The 16,065-nt window shown below is 71.0% G+C and carries 19 protein-coding genes; 13 read left to right on the top strand and 6 right to left on the bottom strand.

Annotated features, from left to right (window positions below; genetic code table 11):
- Window positions 1-17 precede the first annotated feature (17 nt).
- The 5 genes from FHR33_RS21850 to FHR33_RS21830 are packed head-to-tail and all read right to left on the bottom strand — an operon-like array spanning window position 18 to window position 4,358.
- A complete protein-coding gene (locus tag FHR33_RS21850) occupies window positions 18-734 on the bottom strand; it encodes an ABC transporter permease (RefSeq protein WP_183650808.1) in 717 nt (238 codons plus the stop codon).
- Complete coding sequence (locus FHR33_RS21845; protein ID WP_312895655.1) at window positions 734-1,648, bottom strand: ABC transporter ATP-binding protein; 915 nt, start codon at window positions 1,646-1,648, stop codon at window positions 734-736. The genes FHR33_RS21850 and FHR33_RS21845 overlap by 1 nt, the downstream gene beginning before the upstream one ends.
- On the bottom strand, window positions 1,645-2,499 hold the full coding sequence (locus FHR33_RS21840) for an ABC transporter permease (protein WP_183650805.1): 855 nt from the start codon (window positions 2,497-2,499) through the stop codon (window positions 1,645-1,647). The genes FHR33_RS21845 and FHR33_RS21840 overlap by 4 nt, the downstream gene beginning before the upstream one ends.
- On the bottom strand, window positions 2,492-3,385 hold the full coding sequence (locus FHR33_RS21835; RefSeq protein WP_183650802.1) for an ABC transporter ATP-binding protein: 894 nt from the start codon (window positions 3,383-3,385) through the stop codon (window positions 2,492-2,494). The genes FHR33_RS21840 and FHR33_RS21835 overlap by 8 nt, the downstream gene beginning before the upstream one ends.
- 10 nt (window positions 3,386-3,395) lie before the next feature.
- Entirely contained in the window at window positions 3,396-4,358 is a 963-nt protein-coding gene (locus tag FHR33_RS21830) for a DUF389 domain-containing protein (RefSeq protein WP_183650799.1), read from the bottom strand.
- Window positions 4,359-4,422: 64 nt separating this feature from the next.
- Here FHR33_RS21830 and FHR33_RS21825 point away from each other — a divergent pair, with 64 nt between their 5' ends.
- Window positions 4,423-4,560, top strand: coding sequence for a hypothetical protein (locus FHR33_RS21825; RefSeq protein WP_183650796.1), 138 nt, complete (start codon window positions 4,423-4,425; stop codon window positions 4,558-4,560).
- Here the strand turns inward: FHR33_RS21825 and coaA are convergent.
- Complete coding sequence (gene coaA, locus FHR33_RS21820; protein WP_183660223.1) at window positions 4,532-5,434, bottom strand: type I pantothenate kinase; 903 nt, start codon at window positions 5,432-5,434, stop codon at window positions 4,532-4,534. The genes FHR33_RS21825 and coaA overlap by 29 nt on opposite strands.
- A gap of 225 nt (window positions 5,435-5,659) precedes the next feature.
- Here coaA and FHR33_RS21815 point away from each other — a divergent pair, with 225 nt between their 5' ends.
- The 12 genes from FHR33_RS21815 to tsaD all read left to right on the top strand — a co-directional run bounded on the left by FHR33_RS21815 (window position 5,660) and on the right by tsaD (window position 16,064).
- Window positions 5,660-7,069 carry an alkaline phosphatase PhoX gene (locus FHR33_RS21815; protein ID WP_183650792.1) on the top strand — a complete coding sequence of 470 codons (1,410 nt, stop codon included), beginning with the start codon at window positions 5,660-5,662 and terminating at the stop codon, window positions 7,067-7,069.
- Between the two features lie 19 nt (window positions 7,070-7,088).
- Window positions 7,089-7,439 carry a holo-ACP synthase gene (locus FHR33_RS21810; protein WP_183650790.1) on the top strand — a complete coding sequence of 117 codons (351 nt, stop codon included), beginning with the start codon at window positions 7,089-7,091 and terminating at the stop codon, window positions 7,437-7,439.
- A 9-nt stretch (window positions 7,440-7,448) separates the two neighbouring features.
- Window positions 7,449-8,912 carry an NAD(P)H-hydrate dehydratase gene (locus tag FHR33_RS21805; protein ID WP_183650786.1) on the top strand — a complete coding sequence of 488 codons (1,464 nt, stop codon included), beginning with the start codon at window positions 7,449-7,451 and terminating at the stop codon, window positions 8,910-8,912.
- Between the two features lie 12 nt (window positions 8,913-8,924).
- Window positions 8,925-10,067: an alanine racemase gene (alr, locus tag FHR33_RS21800; RefSeq protein ID WP_183650784.1), complete on the top strand. Its 1,143-nt coding sequence runs from the start codon at window positions 8,925-8,927 to the stop codon at window positions 10,065-10,067.
- Window positions 10,064-11,113: an alpha/beta fold hydrolase gene (locus FHR33_RS21795; protein ID WP_183650781.1), complete on the top strand. Its 1,050-nt coding sequence runs from the start codon at window positions 10,064-10,066 to the stop codon at window positions 11,111-11,113. Before alr ends, FHR33_RS21795 begins: the two co-directional genes overlap by 4 nt.
- A 23-nt stretch (window positions 11,114-11,136) precedes the next feature.
- Window positions 11,137-11,571, top strand: coding sequence for a tRNA (adenosine(37)-N6)-threonylcarbamoyltransferase complex ATPase subunit type 1 TsaE (gene tsaE / locus FHR33_RS21790; protein WP_183660222.1), 435 nt, complete (start codon window positions 11,137-11,139; stop codon window positions 11,569-11,571).
- Between the two features lie 137 nt (window positions 11,572-11,708).
- A complete protein-coding gene (locus tag FHR33_RS21785; RefSeq protein WP_183650777.1) occupies window positions 11,709-12,413 on the top strand; it encodes a hypothetical protein in 705 nt (234 codons plus the stop codon).
- An 11-nt stretch (window positions 12,414-12,424) separates the two neighbouring features.
- The gene (locus FHR33_RS21780) at window positions 12,425-12,964 is read left to right on the top strand and encodes a class F sortase (RefSeq protein ID WP_246452034.1); all 540 of its coding nucleotides are present in this window, start codon (window positions 12,425-12,427) and stop codon (window positions 12,962-12,964) included.
- Between the two features lie 19 nt (window positions 12,965-12,983).
- A complete protein-coding gene (locus tag FHR33_RS21775; protein WP_183650771.1) occupies window positions 12,984-13,913 on the top strand; it encodes a phosphotransferase family protein in 930 nt (309 codons plus the stop codon).
- A 39-nt stretch (window positions 13,914-13,952) separates the two neighbouring features.
- Window positions 13,953-14,597, top strand: coding sequence for a tRNA (adenosine(37)-N6)-threonylcarbamoyltransferase complex dimerization subunit type 1 TsaB (tsaB, locus tag FHR33_RS21770; protein ID WP_183650769.1), 645 nt, complete (start codon window positions 13,953-13,955; stop codon window positions 14,595-14,597).
- A gap of 11 nt (window positions 14,598-14,608) precedes the next feature.
- A complete protein-coding gene (rimI, locus tag FHR33_RS21765) occupies window positions 14,609-15,040 on the top strand; it encodes a ribosomal protein S18-alanine N-acetyltransferase (RefSeq protein WP_183660221.1) in 432 nt (143 codons plus the stop codon).
- Entirely contained in the window at window positions 15,033-16,064 is a 1,032-nt protein-coding gene (gene tsaD, locus FHR33_RS21760; protein WP_183650766.1) for a tRNA (adenosine(37)-N6)-threonylcarbamoyltransferase complex transferase subunit TsaD, read from the top strand. Before rimI ends, tsaD begins: the two co-directional genes overlap by 8 nt.
- Window position 16,065 lies beyond the last annotated feature (1 nt).

The following is a 16,065-nucleotide window of genomic DNA, read 5'->3' as shown; positions in this document are numbered from 1 at the left end:
CTTTCCGGTCAGGCGGCCTATTCGTCGCCGGTCAGGGAGTAGGCGCGCAGGCGCTGCCCCGCCCACAGCACCCCGCCGACCGTGACGACGATCAGCGCGGGCACGGCGAAGCTCAGCTTCACGTCGGTCGCCAGGAACGGCGAGGAGCTGAGCTGGTCGGCGATCGAGCGTGCCCACTGCTGGACGGAGAACTGCCTGGCTCCCGGCACGAAGTTGCCGATCAGGCCCTCCCACACCAGCGCGTAGATGATCCCGATGGTGACCGCGTGCCTGGTGACGACGCCCAGCAGCAGGAAGAGCGCGGCATAGGCGATCCCTCCGCACAGCGCGCCGACGGTGAAGCCGGTGGCGATGCCCGACTCCCCTCCGACCAGCAGCCAGGCCGCCACGAAGGTCGGCAGGGCGGCGAAGAGGGCCAGCAGCGAGGCGGCGACCGCGAACTTGGTCTGGGCGATGACGGGCCGCGAGATCGGCTTGGACAGCAGGTGCAGCACGGTGCCGTCGTCGATCTCCGGCGCGATCACGCCGGTGCCCGCGATCAGTCCGAGCAACGGCAGCATGGTGCCGATGGCGAAGCTCTGCATGAGCGTGACGGCCGAGCGCTCGTCCGCGCTGCCGACCAGCCGCAGCAGCACCGCCAGGCCCACGAGGCCGAGCGGGAGCAGGATGAGCAGCAGGATGCGGCGGCGGCCGAGGACTGCGCGGTAGGTGATGCCCGCTACGACGCCGTTCACTACGAGCTCCTCGTGATCAGGTAGGCGAAGACGCTCTCCAGGTCCTCGTCGGCGGGGGAGACCTGGTGCAGGTGGACGCCCTCGTGACGGGCGACGCGCGGCAGCAGCCAGGCGAAGCGGCGGAACTCCGTCGCCTGGACCTCCAGGCCGTTCGACGTGAGGGTGACGCCGCCCGCCGACCGGTCCACGATCAGCGCGGCGGCCAGCTTCCTGTCGTCGCTGGAGCGGATCCTGAACAGGTGCGGCCTGTCGGTCATCAGGCGGCGGATCTCGCGGAAGTCGCCGGAGGCGGCGTGCCGTCCCGCCACCACGACCTCGATGTGCTGGGCGACGCGCTCCACCTCCTCCAGGATGTGCGAGCTGAACAGGATGGTCTTGCCCGCGGTGCCCATGGCCTTGATGAGGTCCATGAGGTGCATCCGCTGGCGTGGGTCCATGCCGTTGAAGGGCTCGTCGAGCAGGAGCACCTGGGGGTCGTGGACGAGGGCGGCGGCCACCTTGACGCGCTGCTTCATGCCCTTGGAGTAGGTCTCGACGCGGCGGTCGCGCGCGGGCTCCATCTCGACCATGGCCAGCGCCTTGGTGGCGGCGTCCTCGGGCGAGGGCAGGCCGTGGAGCTTGGCCGCCGACAGCACGAACTGCCAGCCGGTCAGGAATCCGTAGACGCCCTCGCGCTCGGGCACCAGCCCGATGTGGCGGTAGATCTGGTGGTTCTTCCAGGTCGGCGTGCCGTCGAGGGTGACCGTGCCGCCCGAAGCGGCCAGGAAGCCCGCCATCATGTGCAGCAGCGTCGACTTGCCCGCGCCGTTGGGCCCGAGCAGCCCTGTGACGCCTGGGCCGATGGTCATGGAGACGTCGTTGACGGCCACGACGTTGCCGTACCAGCGTGAGACCTGGGATAGCTCGATCTTCACCGGGAGGCCGCCTTCCGGTAGCGGAGGATGAACGCCGTCAGGCTCAGGCCGAGCAGCGCGGCGAGCAGGAGCGCGGAGAAGACGCCCGCCGGGTAGGTGTAGCCGTTGGCGGGGGTGGTGCCGAACAGCCACGACTGCACCGAGTCGACCAGGAAGAACGGGTTGACCAGCCACGCCCACTGGGCCACGTCGGCGCGTCCCATCGACTCGAAGGTCGCGAACAGCACGGTCGAGACGGCGGAGGCGAGCAGGTAGACCGCGATGACCGAGGCGACGCCCAGCCCGCGGCGCGGGGTGAAGGAGGCCAGCGCGAGGCCGAAGGTCGACAGCAGCAGGGCCAGCAGCAGCGCGGTGACGAGCCCCGCGACGTACTCCTTGGTGTGCGGAGGGCCCGGCGGGTCGACCAGCAGCTCGCCCGCGTACATCACCGTCAGCGGCAGGGCGACCAGCGCGAACAGCGCGGTGGCCATGGCCACCACCTTGGCGGCGACGTAGTCGAGCGTCGAGACCGGCCGCGACAGGTACAGCGGGAGCACCTTGAAGCGCAGGTCGGGCGCGGTGATCGTGGGCGACTGCGACGCCAGGAAGATCGCGATCACGGCCTGCATGATGACCGGGTAGTTGGTGTAGCCGATGTCGTTGCGCCCGAGCATCGCCATCATCGCGATCGACACGACGGGCAGCAGCAGCATGGAGGCGGCCAGCAGGAACGGCATGAGCTTGCTGCGGGCCCTGCGGCCCAGGCCGAAGATGCTGCGCAGGTTCTGGGTGATCAGCGCGCGCACGGCGTGGGCGCGGCCGAGCCGGGGTCCCTCGTAGTGGCGGTAGCCGATGTCGTAGATCTCAGACACGGAACACGTCCTCGATTCGCTGCCTGCCCTGCTCGAGGCGGATGAGGCACAGGTCCAGGTCGCACACGGCGTCGCGGATGGTGTCGTAGGTCTCGGGGCCGTCGACCTGCACGAGCAGGCCGCGGCCGTGGGCGGTGACGGACTGCCCGAGCTCGGTCAGCCTGGCCGCCAGCGGCTCGGCGCCCTCCTCGACCTCGACGGTGAGGATCTGGGTGCTCTGGGTGAACTCGGTGATGGCGCTGGAGCGCAGCAGGCGGCCGCCGTCGATGACGATGACGTGGTCGCAGACGCGTTCGAGCTCACCGAGCAGGTGCGAGGTGACCAGGACGCTGATGCCGAACTCGGTGCCGATGCGCCTGATCAGCGTGAGCATCTCGTCGCGGCCCTGCGGGTCGAGGCCGTTGGTCGGCTCGTCGAGGAAGACCAGCTGCGGGTCGTGGACGAGCGCCTGCGCGAGCTTGACGCGCTGCTTCATGCCGGTGGAGTAGCCGCCGATGGCGCGGTAGCGCTCCTCGTACAGGCCGACGTGGCGCAGCACGTCGGCGGCGCGCTCGCGGGCGGCGGTGCGCGGCAGTCCGGAGATCTGCGCGAGGTGGACGACCAGCTCGGTCGCGGAAACGTCGGGCGGCAGGCAGTCGTGCTCGGGCATGTAGCCGACGAGGGCGCGGATCTGCGGGCCATGGGTGACGACGTCGAGGCCGAGCACCTCGGCCCGGCCCGCCGTCTGGGGCAGGAGGCCGAGCAGGATCTTGATCAGCGTGGACTTGCCCGCTCCGTTGGCGCCCACGAGGCCGGTGACGCCCGCTTCGACCGTGACGGAGAGCTGGTCCAGCGCGGTCACCGTGGGGAAGCGTTGGGTCAGCCCCTCGGTCGCGAGGATGTGCATGATCCGGACACTACCCGCGAAGCCCGCCCTGCGGCCTCGTTCGAGCGGACGAACCGCGGCTCATCCCCTGGGGCCAGATCGTGCGCTGGAGGTACAGCACGGCCGTGCCGGAGATGACCATGCCCGCGATGTTGACGAACAGTTGCAGCGCCGACCCGCCCACCTCGGGCCAGTCGCCGAGGGCCATCGCGACGGCGGCGTATCCGGCGGCGGGGATGGTGGTGACCGAGATGAAGACGCCGACCAGGGCGGAGGACTTGCCCGCGGTGACGGACAGCACGCCGGCCGCCCCCGCGAGCAGCGCGACGATGAAGGACCACCTGTCGGGCTTGACGATGAACTGGACCTCTTCGTGGCCGATGTCGAGGGAGTCGTGGTCGATCCAGCCGAGGCCCCTGGAGACCAGCGCGCACGCGAAGGTGATCGCGATCCCCACGGCGAACCCGATCGCGAGGATCCTGAGCGCCCTGCCGACCAGACGGAGGCGGCCGGTCAGCAGGCCGAAGCAGGCGGCCGCGATCGCGCCGAACTCGGGCCCGAGGACCATCGCGCCCACGATGACCACCAGGGAGTTGGTGACGACGCCGATGCCGGCGAGCTGGGTGGCGATGGCGATGAAGGCCAGGTAGGCCCAGGTGAGGCGCAGGTCGTCGTCGACGCGCTGGGCCAGCTCGGCCCACACCACGGCGTCGTCGCCGTCGCCGGGGGCCTGCTCCTCCGCCTCGGCGGCGGCGTGCGAGATCGACAGGTCGACGTGCTCGACCGCGATCGAGCCCTCGTGCTCCAGCCACCTGACCTTGTCGATGACCTCGTTGGCGGCCTCGCGCGCCACGTCGCAGAAGATCAGGTCGCCGCGTGGCTCGCGCGCCGCGCCCTCGACGACGGCGATGTTGGTCACGCCCGTGCAGTCCTCGAGGACACTGACGACTTCGTCCGTGCGGGCGGAGGGACTGATGAGTCGCAGATGAAGCACGCCGCCCATTGTCGTCGATTCGTTTGTGACCGCGCGTTGACGGGGCTCCCGCAGGCTGCCCTCCATGACGATCTGCTGTCACGAGGAGGGCGAGCCGTGCTGGTTCGCCGATATCGACGATTTCGGGTGCCACGGCCGGTTCGCGGCCTTCGTGGCGGAGGAGCTGGAGTTGGTCAGGTACGGCGCAGCCGTACCCGCCTGATGGCGTGGTCGGGGCCCTTCTGCAGCACGAGGCCGGCGCGTCCCCTGGTGGGCAGGATGTTGTCGACGAGGTTGCGCTCGTTGATGTCGCGCCAGACGTTCTTGGCGAAGGCGGTGGCCTGCTCCTCAGAGAGCTCGGCGATGTGCCTGAAGTACGACTTGGGGTCCTCGAAGGCGGTACGGCGCAGCTGGTGGAAGCGGTGGACGTACCAGTTGCGGATGTCCTCCACCTTGGCGTCCACGTAGATGGAGAAGTCGAAGTAGTCGTTGACCGCGAGGGCGGTGGGCGGGGCGGGCTGCAGGACGTTCAGCCCCTCGATGATGAGGATGTCGGGCTTCTTCACGACCTGGGTCGCGCCGGGGACGATGTCGTACTCCAGGTGGGAGTAGACGGGCGCGTGCACCTCGGCGCCGCCCGCCTTGACCTCGGCCACGAAGCGCACCAGCGCCCGCCTGTCGTAGCTCTCGGGGAAGCCCTTGCGGTGCATGATGCCCTTGGCCTCCAGCACCTCGTTGGGGTAGAGGAAGCTGTCGGTGGTGATCAGCGCGACGTTCGGGTGCTCGGGCCACCTGGTCAACAGGGTCCTGAGCAGCCGCGCCGTGGTCGACTTGCCGACCGCGACGCTGCCGGCGATGCCCAGGATGTACGGCACGCGCTCCCCGTCGTTGCCGAGGAAGGCGCTCAGCACGCTGCTGCGCTGCTTGGACCCGGTGAAGTGGAGGTTCAGCAACCGGGTCAACGGGAGGTAGATGTCGGTGACCTCGGCCAGGTCGATCGGATCGTCGACGCCACGGAGGTCTTCCAGCTCGTCTGCGGTGAGAGTCAAGGGCGTGTTCTTGCGGAGCTCGCTCCACTGCTCCCTGCTCAGTTCCACGTAGCCGTTGTTCACCCTGAAAGCCTATTGACCGCGCAACAGTGCATGGAGGCGGGGCATGCCCTCGGCCATGACCCGGTCATGCACAGCCTGTGGATAAACACATGGGATTACCGATGCGAGGAAGTGGGTAGCCCTCTGGGTCCTCCCGCCTTGGCGATTTCTGACATATGGCCATTTGGTGGCATGGGATTAACGTGACGTGAACGTCGCCAGGGAGGGCTGATGGATCGTCGCCGTTTTCTCGCAGGAGCCGTTGCCGCAGGCGTGGCGGGGCCGTTCACCGGGGCCGCCAGCGCCGCGGTCAACGGAGGACCGCGACCGGGGGCGGGCTACGGCCCGCTCAAGCCGGTGCAGGACCTCAGGGACGGACAGGTCAGGCTCCACCTGCCCGACGGGTTCGGCTACCGCTCGTTCAACCCGGCGGGAGAGGCGTTCACCGACGGATCGCCGACGCCGGGACGCCACGACGGGATGGCCGCCTTCCGCGGTCCGAGGGGGACGACCATCCTGGTGCGCAACCACGAGGTCAACGGGCCCGTGGGGGCGTTCGGCGACCTCTCCACGGCCTACGATCCCGCGGCGGGGGGCGGTACGGCGACGCTCCAGGTCACCAGGGACGGCCGGGTGCTGCGCAGCGGCCCCTCGCTCAACGGCACGCAGATGAACTGCTCGGGCGGCCCGATGCCGTGGGGTTCATGGGTGACGTGCGAGGAGACCGTGAACGGGCCCGACGTGGGCAACGACTTCTCCGGCGGGGACAACACCAAGCTGCGCGAGAAGCACGGCTACATCTTCGAGGTCCCGATCGACGCGGCCGCGAGCGCGCGTCCCATCAGGTCGGCGGGCAGGTTCGCGCACGAGTCGGCGGCCTTCGACCCGCTGAGCGGGGCCATCTACCTGACCGAGGACAACTTCGCGTTCGCGTCGGGCTTCTACAGGTACCTGCCGCCGAGCAACCCGCTCAAAAGCGGCAGGATCGACGACGGCGGGCGGCTGCAGATGCTGGCGGTCAGGGGAGCGCCGAACAAGGACCTGTCGGCCGGCCAGCCCGCAGGAGCCTCGTACGACGTGACGTGGGTGGACATCGACGACCCCGATCCCGCCTTCTCCGGCACGCCCTCCAACGACGTGGCCATCCAGGCCGTCGGCAAGCAGGGGCGCGACCAGGGAGCGGCGCTCTTCTCCAGGCTGGAGGGCGCGGTTCACCACCACGGGGTGATCTACTTCGTCTCCACCCAGGGCGGGGCCACGGCCACGGGGGACACCCCGCCGTCGGGGTTCGGCAAGGGCCGCGGGCAGGTGTGGGCGTACGAGACGTGGAGCAAGCGGCTGCGGCTGGTCTACGAGTCGCCTGGCTCGATGGTGCTCGACCTGCCCGACAACATCACCACCAGCCCGAAGGGCGCGCTGGTGCTGTGCGAGGACGGCGGAGACGGCAACTACCTGCGCGGGCTGACCAGGCGGGGGGAGATCTTCGACTTCGCGCGGCTCGAACCGGTGGCGGGCGACTCGGGCGCGGAGTTCGCGGGCTCCACCTTCGGCCCCGGCGGGCGCACCCTGTACGTCAACATCCAGTCCGGCAAGGGCCTGTCGTTCGCCATCTGGGGGCCGTGGCACCGAGGCGGCTTCTAACCCTGGCTACGCTGGGTGGATGATTCTGGGCATCGGGGTGGACGTGGTCGATGTGGCCAGGTTCGAGGCGACCATGGAGCGCACGCCGGGGCTCCGCTCGCGGCTGTTCACCGAGGGCGAGCGGACGCTCGGTACCCAGTCGCTCGCGGCCAGGTTCGCGGCCAAGGAGGCGGTCGCCAAGGCGCTCGGCGCGCCGCCCGGTCTCAGCCACCTCGACGCCGAGGTCCGCACGGGCGAGCACGGCAAACCCGAGCTGCACATCAGCGGCCAGGCCGCCGAGGTGGCCTACGGGCTCGGGGTGAAGCGCTGGCACCTCTCGCTCAGCCACGACGGGGGCATCGCGCTGGCCTACGTGATCGCCGAAGGTTAGTTTCGGATCATGCGCACCGCCTACACCGCCGACCAGATCAGGGCCGCAGAGCTGACGCTGATGGCCACGCTGCCCGAGGGCGCGCTCATGCAGCGCGCCGCCACCGGCCTGGCCGTCGTCTGCGCGGGCCTGCTCGGCAGGGTGTACGGCTCACGCGTGCTCGTCCTCGTCGGCAGCGGCGACAACGGCGGCGACGCCCTCCACGCGGGCGCATGGCTGGCAAGGAGGGGCGCGCGCGTCGAGGCGCTGCTCGCGGGCTCCAAGACGCACGAGGAGGGCCTGGCGGCCTTCCTGCGGGCGGGAGGGCGCGTCGCCGAGGACATGGGCGAGGCCGACCTCATCGTCGACGGGCTGGTGGGCATCGGCGCCACGGGGGCGCTACGGGAGCCGTACGCGTCGCTGGCGAACAGGGCGAACGCCGCGCAGGCGCTGGTCGTCGCGGTGGACGTGCCCAGCGGCGTGGACGCGAGCACGGGCCGCGTCGCGGGGACGGCCGTGCGGGCCCATCTGACGGTGACGATGGGCGCGGTCAAGACCGGCCTGCTCGTCGATCCAGGCGCCTCGTACGTCGGCGCGCTCGAACTCGTCGACATCGGCCTCGGCCCCCACCTGCCCGACCCCGACGTGGCGGCGATGACCGCCGAGGACGTCGACGACCTGCTGCCGCGGCCAGGCGCGGAGTCGGACAAGTACCGCAGGGGCGTGGTCGGCGTCGCGGCGGGCAGCGACCGCTACACCGGCGCGGCCGTCCTCGCGGTCGGCGGAGCGCTGCGGGCGGGCGCGGGGATGGTCCGCTACGTGGGTACGGCGCCGCCCGTGCACCAGGTGCGGGCCAGCTGGCCCGAGGCGGTGATCACGCAGCTGGAGACCCCCTCGCTCGAGAGCGTCGGACGGGTCCAGGCGTGGGTGGTCGGTCCGGGGCTCGGCACCGACGACTGGGCGCACGAGCTGGTCGCCAGGGTGCTGGCCACCGACGTGCCCGTGCTGGTGGACGCCGACGCGCTGACGATCGTGGCGAGGGAGAAGGGGCTGCTGCGCCGTACCGCGCCGGTGCTGATCACCCCGCACGCGGGCGAGCTGTCGCGGCTGCTCGGGGTGCCCGCCGACAGGGTGGCGGGGGCGCGGCTCGAGCACGCCCGCAGGGCCGTGGCGGAGCTGGGCGTGACGGTGCTGCTCAAGGGGTCGACGACGGTGGTCGCCGAGCAGGACAGGCCGGTCAGGGTCAACCCGACGGGCACCCCGTGGCTGGCCACGGGCGGCACGGGCGACGTGCTGTCGGGCGTGGGAGGAACGCTGCTGGCGGGAGGGCTCGGCGCCTGTGACGCCGGGGCCTGCGCCGCCTTCCTGCACGGACTGGCGGGCCGCATGGCGGCCGACGGCGCGCCGCTGACCGCCGCCGACGTCGCGGCCGCGATCCCCCTCGCGATGCGGTCACTGAGAGGCGAATCACGCTCAGGCGGTCGGCGGAGCTGACAAACTGGAAACATGAGCTTCCGTGAGGCGACGCCCGCGCAGGCGCGGGTCGACCTGACCGCCATCAGGCACAACGTCAGGCTGCTCAAGGAATGGGCGGACGGCGCCGAGCTGATGGGCGCGGTCAAGGCCGACGCCTACGGACACGGCCTGGTCGCCACCTCCATGGCGGTCGTGCAGGGCGGGGCGAGCAGGCTCGGCACCGCCTACATCAGGGAAGGGCTGGCGCTGCGGGCGGCGGGCGTGACCGTCCCGATCCTGTCGTGGATCCTGACGCCGGGCGAGCCGCTCGACGAGGCGCTCGAGGCGGACATCGAGCTGTCGGCCTCCGACGAGGGCAGGCTGGTGGAGATCGCCGCCGCGGCCCGCCGTACGGGCACGACGGCCATGGTCCACCTCGAGGCCGACACGGGCATGAGCAGGGGCGGCGCGCCCCTGGCCGCATGGCCTGGGCTGCTGCGCGAGGCGGCGCGGCTGCAGGCCGAGGGCGCGGTCGAGGTCGTCGGCCTGTGGTCCCATCTCGCCTGCGCGGACCTGCCCGGGCACACCTCCATCGACCTGCAGATCGACGCCTACGAGAGCGCGCTGAAGCTGGCCGAGCAGGCGGGAGTCGCGGGCTCCCAGGTGATCAGGCACCTCGCCAACTCCGCGGCGATCCTGACTCTGCCGCGCACCCACTACGACCTCGTACGGCCAGGCATCGCCATGTACGGCCTGAGCCCCATCCCCGAGCAGGGCGACTTCGGCCTGCGCCCCGCGATGACGCTGGCCGCCAGGGTCGCGCTGGCCAAGCGGGTGCCCGAGGGAGTGGGGGTCTCCTACGGCCACCTCTACACCACGACGGAGGAGACCACGCTCGGCCTGGTCCCTCTCGGCTACGCCGACGGCATCCTCAGGAGCGCCACTGGGCGGGTCGAGGTCATGGCCGGAGGCACGCGCCGACCCGTCGTCGGCAGGATCTGCATGGACCAGTTCATGATCGACGTGGGTGGCGCCCCCCTGGCCGACGGCGACGAGGTCGTCCTGTTCGGCCCTGGAACGGACGGCGAACCGACCTGTCAGGAATGGGCCGACATCCTCGGCACCATCACGCATGAGATCGTGACGAGGCTCGGCGCGCGTGTGCCGAGGGTGTACCAGGGGGTGGAGGCATGACGACCACGACACGGCGGAAGGTCGGCATCGCGAGCGCGATCGTCGGCGCCGCCTCGGCGGGTGTCGCGGCGGCCGCGCTGGCCAAGCGCTACGCGGTCGGCCGCATCAGGCTGCGGCCCGACCCCGAGGCCGACGAGCCCTTCGGCGAGCTGAGGGGCAGGGAGCGCACGCTGATCACCTCCGACGAGGTGGCGCTGCACATCGAGATCGACGGCCCCGAAGACGCCCCCGTCACGATCGTCTTCTGCCACGGCTACACGCACACCCTCGACTCCTGGCACTACCAGCGGCGCGACCTGCGCGAGGACTACCGCATCCTGCTGTGGGACCAGCGCTCCCACGGCCTCTCGCAGCGCGGAGGCGAGCAGGACAGCTCGATAGAACGGCTGGGCGAGGACCTCTACGAGGTGCTGGAGACCTTCGTGCAGGGTCCGTGCGTGCTGGTCGGCCACTCGATGGGCGGCATGACGATCATGGCGCTGGCCGACAGCCATCCCGAGCTGTTCGGCGACAGGATCCGCGGCGTCGCGCTCATCGCGACCAGCGCGGGCAAGCTCGCCGAGATCACCCTCGGCCTGCCCGCGCTGGTGGCCAAGGGGCTGCACAAGGTGGCCCCCGCCACGGTCTCCGTGCTCGGCAGGGGCGGCTCCCTGGTCGACAAGACCCGCCACGTGGGCAACGACGTGGCCTTCCTGGTGCTGCGCCACTTCGGCTTCGGCGACTCCAAGAACGTCAGCCCGACCGTGGTCGACTTCGTGGAGTCCATGATCCGCTCCACGCCGACCGAGGTGATCGCCGACTTCTACCCCGCGCTGATGAACCACGACAAGCTGTCCGCGCTCGGGGTCCTCGACGGGGTGCCGACCGCGATCATGGTCGGGGAGAAAGACTGGCTGACGCCGCCTGAGCACAGCAGGGCGATCGCGGCGGCGCTGCCGAAGGCTCAACTCACCGAGGTGCCCGAGACCTCGCACCTCATCCAGCTCGAACGTCCAGGCGTGGTCAACGAGGCCCTGCGCGACCTGGTGAAGAGGGTGGAACTGTGACTGCCGCCGCCACGACCGAGGACATGCGCGCGCTGGGCGTACGGCTGGCCGCCCGGCTCAGGGGCGGCGACCTGGTCATCCTGTCGGGCCCGCTGGGCGCGGGGAAGACCACGCTGGTCCAAGGCATCGCCGAGGGGCTCAAGGTGCGGGGCCCCATCACCTCGCCCACCTTCGTCATCGCCCGCGTCCACCCGTCGCTGGTCGACGGGCCTCCGCTGGTGCACGTCGACGCCTACCGACTCGGCGGCGACCTCGAGGTCGACGATCTCGACCTCGACGCCTCGCTGGAGGAGTCGGTGACCGTCGTCGAGTGGGGCGAGGGTCTGGTGGAGGGCCTGTCGGACGAAAGACTCGAGATTCACATCACCCGGTCGGGCGGCGACGACGACGAGGCGCGCTCGGTCACCCTGCGCGGAGTGGGTCCTCGCTGGGCCGACACGCCGTCTGATCCCGTCTAACGCCAAAACTCCGGCAACCCCAGCACAAGACTGAGATCATTTGGTCATGGGTTCACCCAGATTTTCTGGGTATCAGGTGGGGTGCAGCATCCAATTCGGGTGGATGCTGATGGATATCGGCGAAGTGGGGTGCGGCGGTGCTCACGGTCAGGCGAGTCGCGTACGCGGGGGCCTTCCTCTTGTTAGGAGTGGCGGGGTGCTCGGCGCAGGCGCAGACCGGCACGCCGTCCGGCACAGCGACCACGACGACGACGGCGACGGCGACGGGCACGGCGACGGCCACCGCGACGGCGACGGCGACCGCTACGACGACGACCAGGCAGAACATCGATGTCAGGCTCAACCCCGACAGGGTGACGGCCGGCGACAACTCCACGGTGTGGATCCTGGCCAACTGCCCCGTGCCGACCGGTGGCCCCGAGCACAGCGGCACCGCCACCTCCAAGGCCTTCCTCGCGGCGGTCACGCTGGACCCCGTGCCGCCGCCCACCCCGACCGCCACCCCCACCACGACCGCCACGCCGGCCCCCGTTCCATGGGTGCGCGGTGACGCCCAGGTCTCCAGCACCATGAAGCGCGGCAACTACGCGGTGAGCGTCAAGTGCGACGGCACCAACGACACCGGCAGGGCCACCCTGCGCGTCGTCGCCGCTGGGCCCACGGCCACGCCCACCTCGACCAGGACCGTCGTGCCCACCAAGGCGCCGGGAGCCGGCGGCGGTGGCACGTTCGCCAAGGGCGCCGAGGACGAGTCGGGCGTTCCGTTCGGCCCCGCGGGGGTGCTGCTGGGCCTGGCCCTGGCCGGGGGGATCGGCCTGGCGCTCCGGCGCCGCCGTAGCTAGACATGGCTCGGATGTCACGGGTGGTCCTCGCGGGGGCCGCCACAGGTCTCGTGCTGGTCGCCTTCGGCAGGACGCTGCAGGTGCGGGAGGAGGCCACACCGGCCTCCGTCGTGCCGGAGAGCATCGACATCCCCGCCATCGACCTCGACGCGCCGCTGATGAAGCTCGGGCTGACCAAGAACGGGGAGGTGGAGCTCCCGCCGTACGAGAAGCCCAAGCTGGCCGGGTGGTTCAAGCACAGCGCGGTGCCGGGGGACAAGGGCGCCTCGGTGATCATCGGTCACGTCGACACCAAGACGGAGCCCGCGGTCTTCTACAAGCTGAGGCAGCTGCGCAGGGGACAGGTCGTCAAGGTGACGCGCAGCGACGGCAAGGTGGCCGAGTACCGGGTCGAGTCGGTGGAGCAGGTCAACAAGGAGCGCTTCCCCGCCCAGCGGGTCTACACCGAGTCGGGGCTGCGGCTCGTGACCTGCGGAGGGATCTTCGACTACGCCAGGCACGAGTACCAGGACAACGTCATCGTCTACGCGTCGCCTGTCAAGCTGGCCTGAGAGTCGCGATGATGGGCGGATGGACGACGAGATCAATCCGCCCGCCGCCGGGGTACGCCTCCCCTGGCAGGACGTGCCTGAGGCCCTGCGCCTCCGGATCGCCGGCTTCCTCGGCGGTCGCGTGGTGGAGGCGGTCACCCAGACGGGCGGCTTCTCTCCCGCGGCGGCCGTCCGGCTGCGCACCGAGCACGGCAGACGCGCCTTCGTGAAGGCGTGCGGCAGCTCGCCTAACCCCGACTCCATCAGGGTCTACCGGTGGGAGGCCGCGATCGCCGCGAGCCTGCCCGCCGACGTGCCCGCGCCGAGGCTGCTCACCTCCTTCGACACCGGCGACTGGGTGGCGCTGGTCTTCGAGGACATCGAGGGGCGTCCGCCCGCGATGCCGTGGCGCGACGAGGAGCTGCGACGCGTCCTCGACGCGGTCGGCAAGCTGTCGGCCAGGCTCACCCCCTCGCCCGTCGAGGCGCCGACGTTCGCCGAGAGGTACAAGGACACCTTCACCGGATGGCGGCGGCTGCTGGAGGAGGACACGACCGGCCTCGACCCGTGGGCGCTGCGTCACCTGGACGCGCTGGCCGAGCTGGAGTCGGGCTGGGCGGAGGCGGCCGAGGGCGACACGCTCGTGCACGCCGACCTCAGGGCCGACAACCTCCTGCTCACCGAGGACCAGGTGTACGTCGTGGACTGGCCGTGGGCGTGCGTCGGAGCCCCGTGGATCGACATCCTGGCCATGCTGCCCTCGGTGCGCATGCAGGGAGGGCCGCCGCCGCAGGACCTCTTCGACTCTCCCGACCCCGCCGTGACCGCCGTGCTCGCCGGGCTGACCGGCTTCTTCGTCTGGAACGGCCGTCAGCCCGACCCGCCGGGACTGCCCACGGTCAGGGCCTTCCAGCGGGCGCAGGGCGTGGTGGCGCTGGAGTGGCTGCGCCACCGAACAGGTTGGTCGTAGTCGGGCAGCACCTGCCGCGACGCACTAGGCTAGATATTCGTGCTGGTCCTGGCCTTTGATACCGCAACCCCCGCCGTCACCGCCGCGCTGCACGACGGCGCCTCGGTGCTCGCAGAGTCCACGGTGCTCGACGCCCGCCGTCACGGTGAGCTGCTCGTTCCCACCATCGAGAAGGTCCTGAGCGAGGCGGGCGCCGCGCTGCGCGACGTCACCGCGATCGTGGCCGGCTCAGGCCCCGGTCCCTACACGGGGCTGCGGGTCGGCCTGATGACCGCGCAGGCGCTGTCGACCGCCGTGGGCGTGCCCGCGTACGGCATCTGCAGTCTCGACGCCGTTGCCTACGGCAGCGGGCTCACGCAGGAGTTCCTCGTGGCCACCGACGCCAGGCGCAAGGAGGTCTTCTGGGCCCGCTACGCCGACCTGCGCAACAGGCTGGCCGGGCCGTTCGTCGACAGGCCCGCCGACGTGCCCGTGGAGGGGCTGCCGGTCGTCGGGGCGGGGGCGGGGCTCTACCCCGACTTCCTCGGCCGGACGGACGCGCCGCCGTACCCCTATGGCGGGTTCATGGCCGCGTTGGCCGCCGAGCGGCTGGCGGCGGGCGTCGCGCTGGACGAGCCCAGGCCGATCTACCTGCGCAGGCCCGACGCGGTGGTGCCCAAGCCACCGAAAAAGGTGACGGCGTGAAGCTCAGGCAGATGACCGAGGCCGACCTGCCCGCGGTCATGGCGATCGAACGGGCGACCTTCCCCCTCGACGCGTGGAGCGAGGGCATGCTCCGCGGAGAGCTGGCCGACCAGCCGCGCACCAGGCACTACGTCGTCGCGGTCGAGGACGAGCAGATCATCGGCTACGCGGGGCTGGCCGTGGCCGCCGACCAGGCCGACGTGCAGACGATCGCGGTGCTGGCCGATCGCCAGAGCAAGGGCACCGGCAGCGCGTTGCTCACCGAACTGCTGGCGGAGGCGCGAAGGAGGGGAGCCGTGGAGATCTTCCTCGAGGTCCGCTCCGACAACCCGCGGGCCAGGTCGGTCTACGAACGGTTCGGATTCGAGGAGATCGGGGTGCGCCGCCGCTACTACGACGACGGCACCGACGCGATCATGATGAAGAGGAAGCTGGATGGCTGACGAACCCCTGGTCCTTGGCATCGAGACGTCCTGCGACGAGACCGGCATCGGCATCGTCAGAGGCCACACGCTGCTGGCCAACACCATCGCCTCCAGCATGGAAGAGCACGCCAGGTTCGGCGGCGTGGTCCCCGAGGTGGCCTCGAGGGCGCACCTCGAGGCGATGACGCCGACCATCGAGGCCGCGCTGGCCGGCGCGGGGGTGAAGTTCTCCGACATCGACGCGATCGCCGTCACCGCGGGCCCAGGCCTGGCGGGCGCGCTGCTGGTGGGCGTCGCCGCGGCGAAGGCCTACTCGCTCGGGCTCGGGGTGCCGCTCTACGGCGTCAACCACCTGGCCGCGCACGTCGCCGTCGACCAGCTCGAACACGGCCCGCTGCCCCGGCCCTGCATCGCGCTGCTGGTCTCGGGCGGTCACTCCTCGCTGCTGCTGGTGCCCGACGTGGCCGAGGAGGTCATCTCGCTCGGCTCCACGGTCGACGACGCGGCGGGCGAGGCCTTCGACAAGGTGGCCAGGGTCCTCGGGCTGCCCTTCCCCGGCGGCCCGTACATCGACAAAGCCGCCGTCTCCGGCAACGGCACGGCGATCGCCTTCCCGCGCGGCAAGATCGACGACGGCACCTTCGACTTCTCCTTCTCCGGGCTCAAGACGGCCGTGGCGCGCTGGGTGGAGGCGCGGGAGGCGTCGGGCGAGTCGATCCACGTCCCCGACGTCGCCGCCTCCTTCCAGGAGGCCGTCGTGGACGTCCTGACCCGCAAGGCGCTGCAGGCGTGCAAGCGATACGACGTGCACGACCTGCTCATCGGCGGAGGCGTGGCGGCAAACTCGCGGCTGCGGGCGCTGGCGCAGGAGCGCTGTGACAAGGCGGGGGTACGGCTGCGCGTGCCGCGCCCGGGGCTGTGCACCGACAACGGCGCGATGGTGGCGACGCTCGGCTCCGACCTGGTCGCGGCGGGCGTGGCCCCCTCGTCACTGGAGATCCCCGCCGACTCCTCGCTGCCCATCACCACGGTGCACGTCTGAG

The organism is Nonomuraea dietziae (genome assembly GCF_014195505.1).
GTDB lineage: Bacteria > Actinomycetota > Actinomycetes > Streptosporangiales > Streptosporangiaceae > Nonomuraea > Nonomuraea roseola.
The sequence above is the reverse complement of the archived record's forward strand: the minus strand, read 5'-3'. Positions and strand labels throughout refer to the sequence as shown.

What these genes read in the sequence shown, in the direction of transcription:
- FHR33_RS21825 (WP_183650796.1), top strand. Translation starts at nt 4,423, where the DNA reads ATGACGATCTGCTGTCACGAGGAGGGCGAGCCGTGCTGGTTCGCCGAT.
- FHR33_RS21810 (WP_183650790.1), top strand. Translation starts at nt 7,089, where the DNA reads ATGATTCTGGGCATCGGGGTGGACGTGGTCGATGTGGCCAGGTTCGAG.
- FHR33_RS21795 (WP_183650781.1), top strand. Translation starts at nt 10,064, where the DNA reads ATGACGACCACGACACGGCGGAAGGTCGGCATCGCGAGCGCGATCGTC.
- FHR33_RS21780 (WP_246452034.1), top strand. Translation starts at nt 12,425, where the DNA reads ATGTCACGGGTGGTCCTCGCGGGGGCCGCCACAGGTCTCGTGCTGGTC.
- rimI (WP_183660221.1), top strand. Translation starts at nt 14,609, where the DNA reads ATGACCGAGGCCGACCTGCCCGCGGTCATGGCGATCGAACGGGCGACC.
- tsaD (WP_183650766.1), top strand. Translation starts at nt 15,033, where the DNA reads ATGGCTGACGAACCCCTGGTCCTTGGCATCGAGACGTCCTGCGACGAG.
- tsaE (WP_183660222.1), top strand. Translation starts at nt 11,137, where the DNA reads ATGCGCGCGCTGGGCGTACGGCTGGCCGCCCGGCTCAGGGGCGGCGAC.
- FHR33_RS21815 (WP_183650792.1), top strand. Translation starts at nt 5,660, where the DNA reads ATGGATCGTCGCCGTTTTCTCGCAGGAGCCGTTGCCGCAGGCGTGGCG.
- alr (WP_183650784.1), top strand. Translation starts at nt 8,925, where the DNA reads ATGAGCTTCCGTGAGGCGACGCCCGCGCAGGCGCGGGTCGACCTGACC.
- FHR33_RS21775 (WP_183650771.1), top strand. Translation starts at nt 12,984, where the DNA reads ATGGACGACGAGATCAATCCGCCCGCCGCCGGGGTACGCCTCCCCTGG.
- FHR33_RS21805 (WP_183650786.1), top strand. Translation starts at nt 7,449, where the DNA reads ATGCGCACCGCCTACACCGCCGACCAGATCAGGGCCGCAGAGCTGACG.
- FHR33_RS21835 (WP_183650802.1), bottom strand. Translation starts at nt 3,385, where the DNA reads ATGCACATCCTCGCGACCGAGGGGCTGACCCAACGCTTCCCCACGGTG.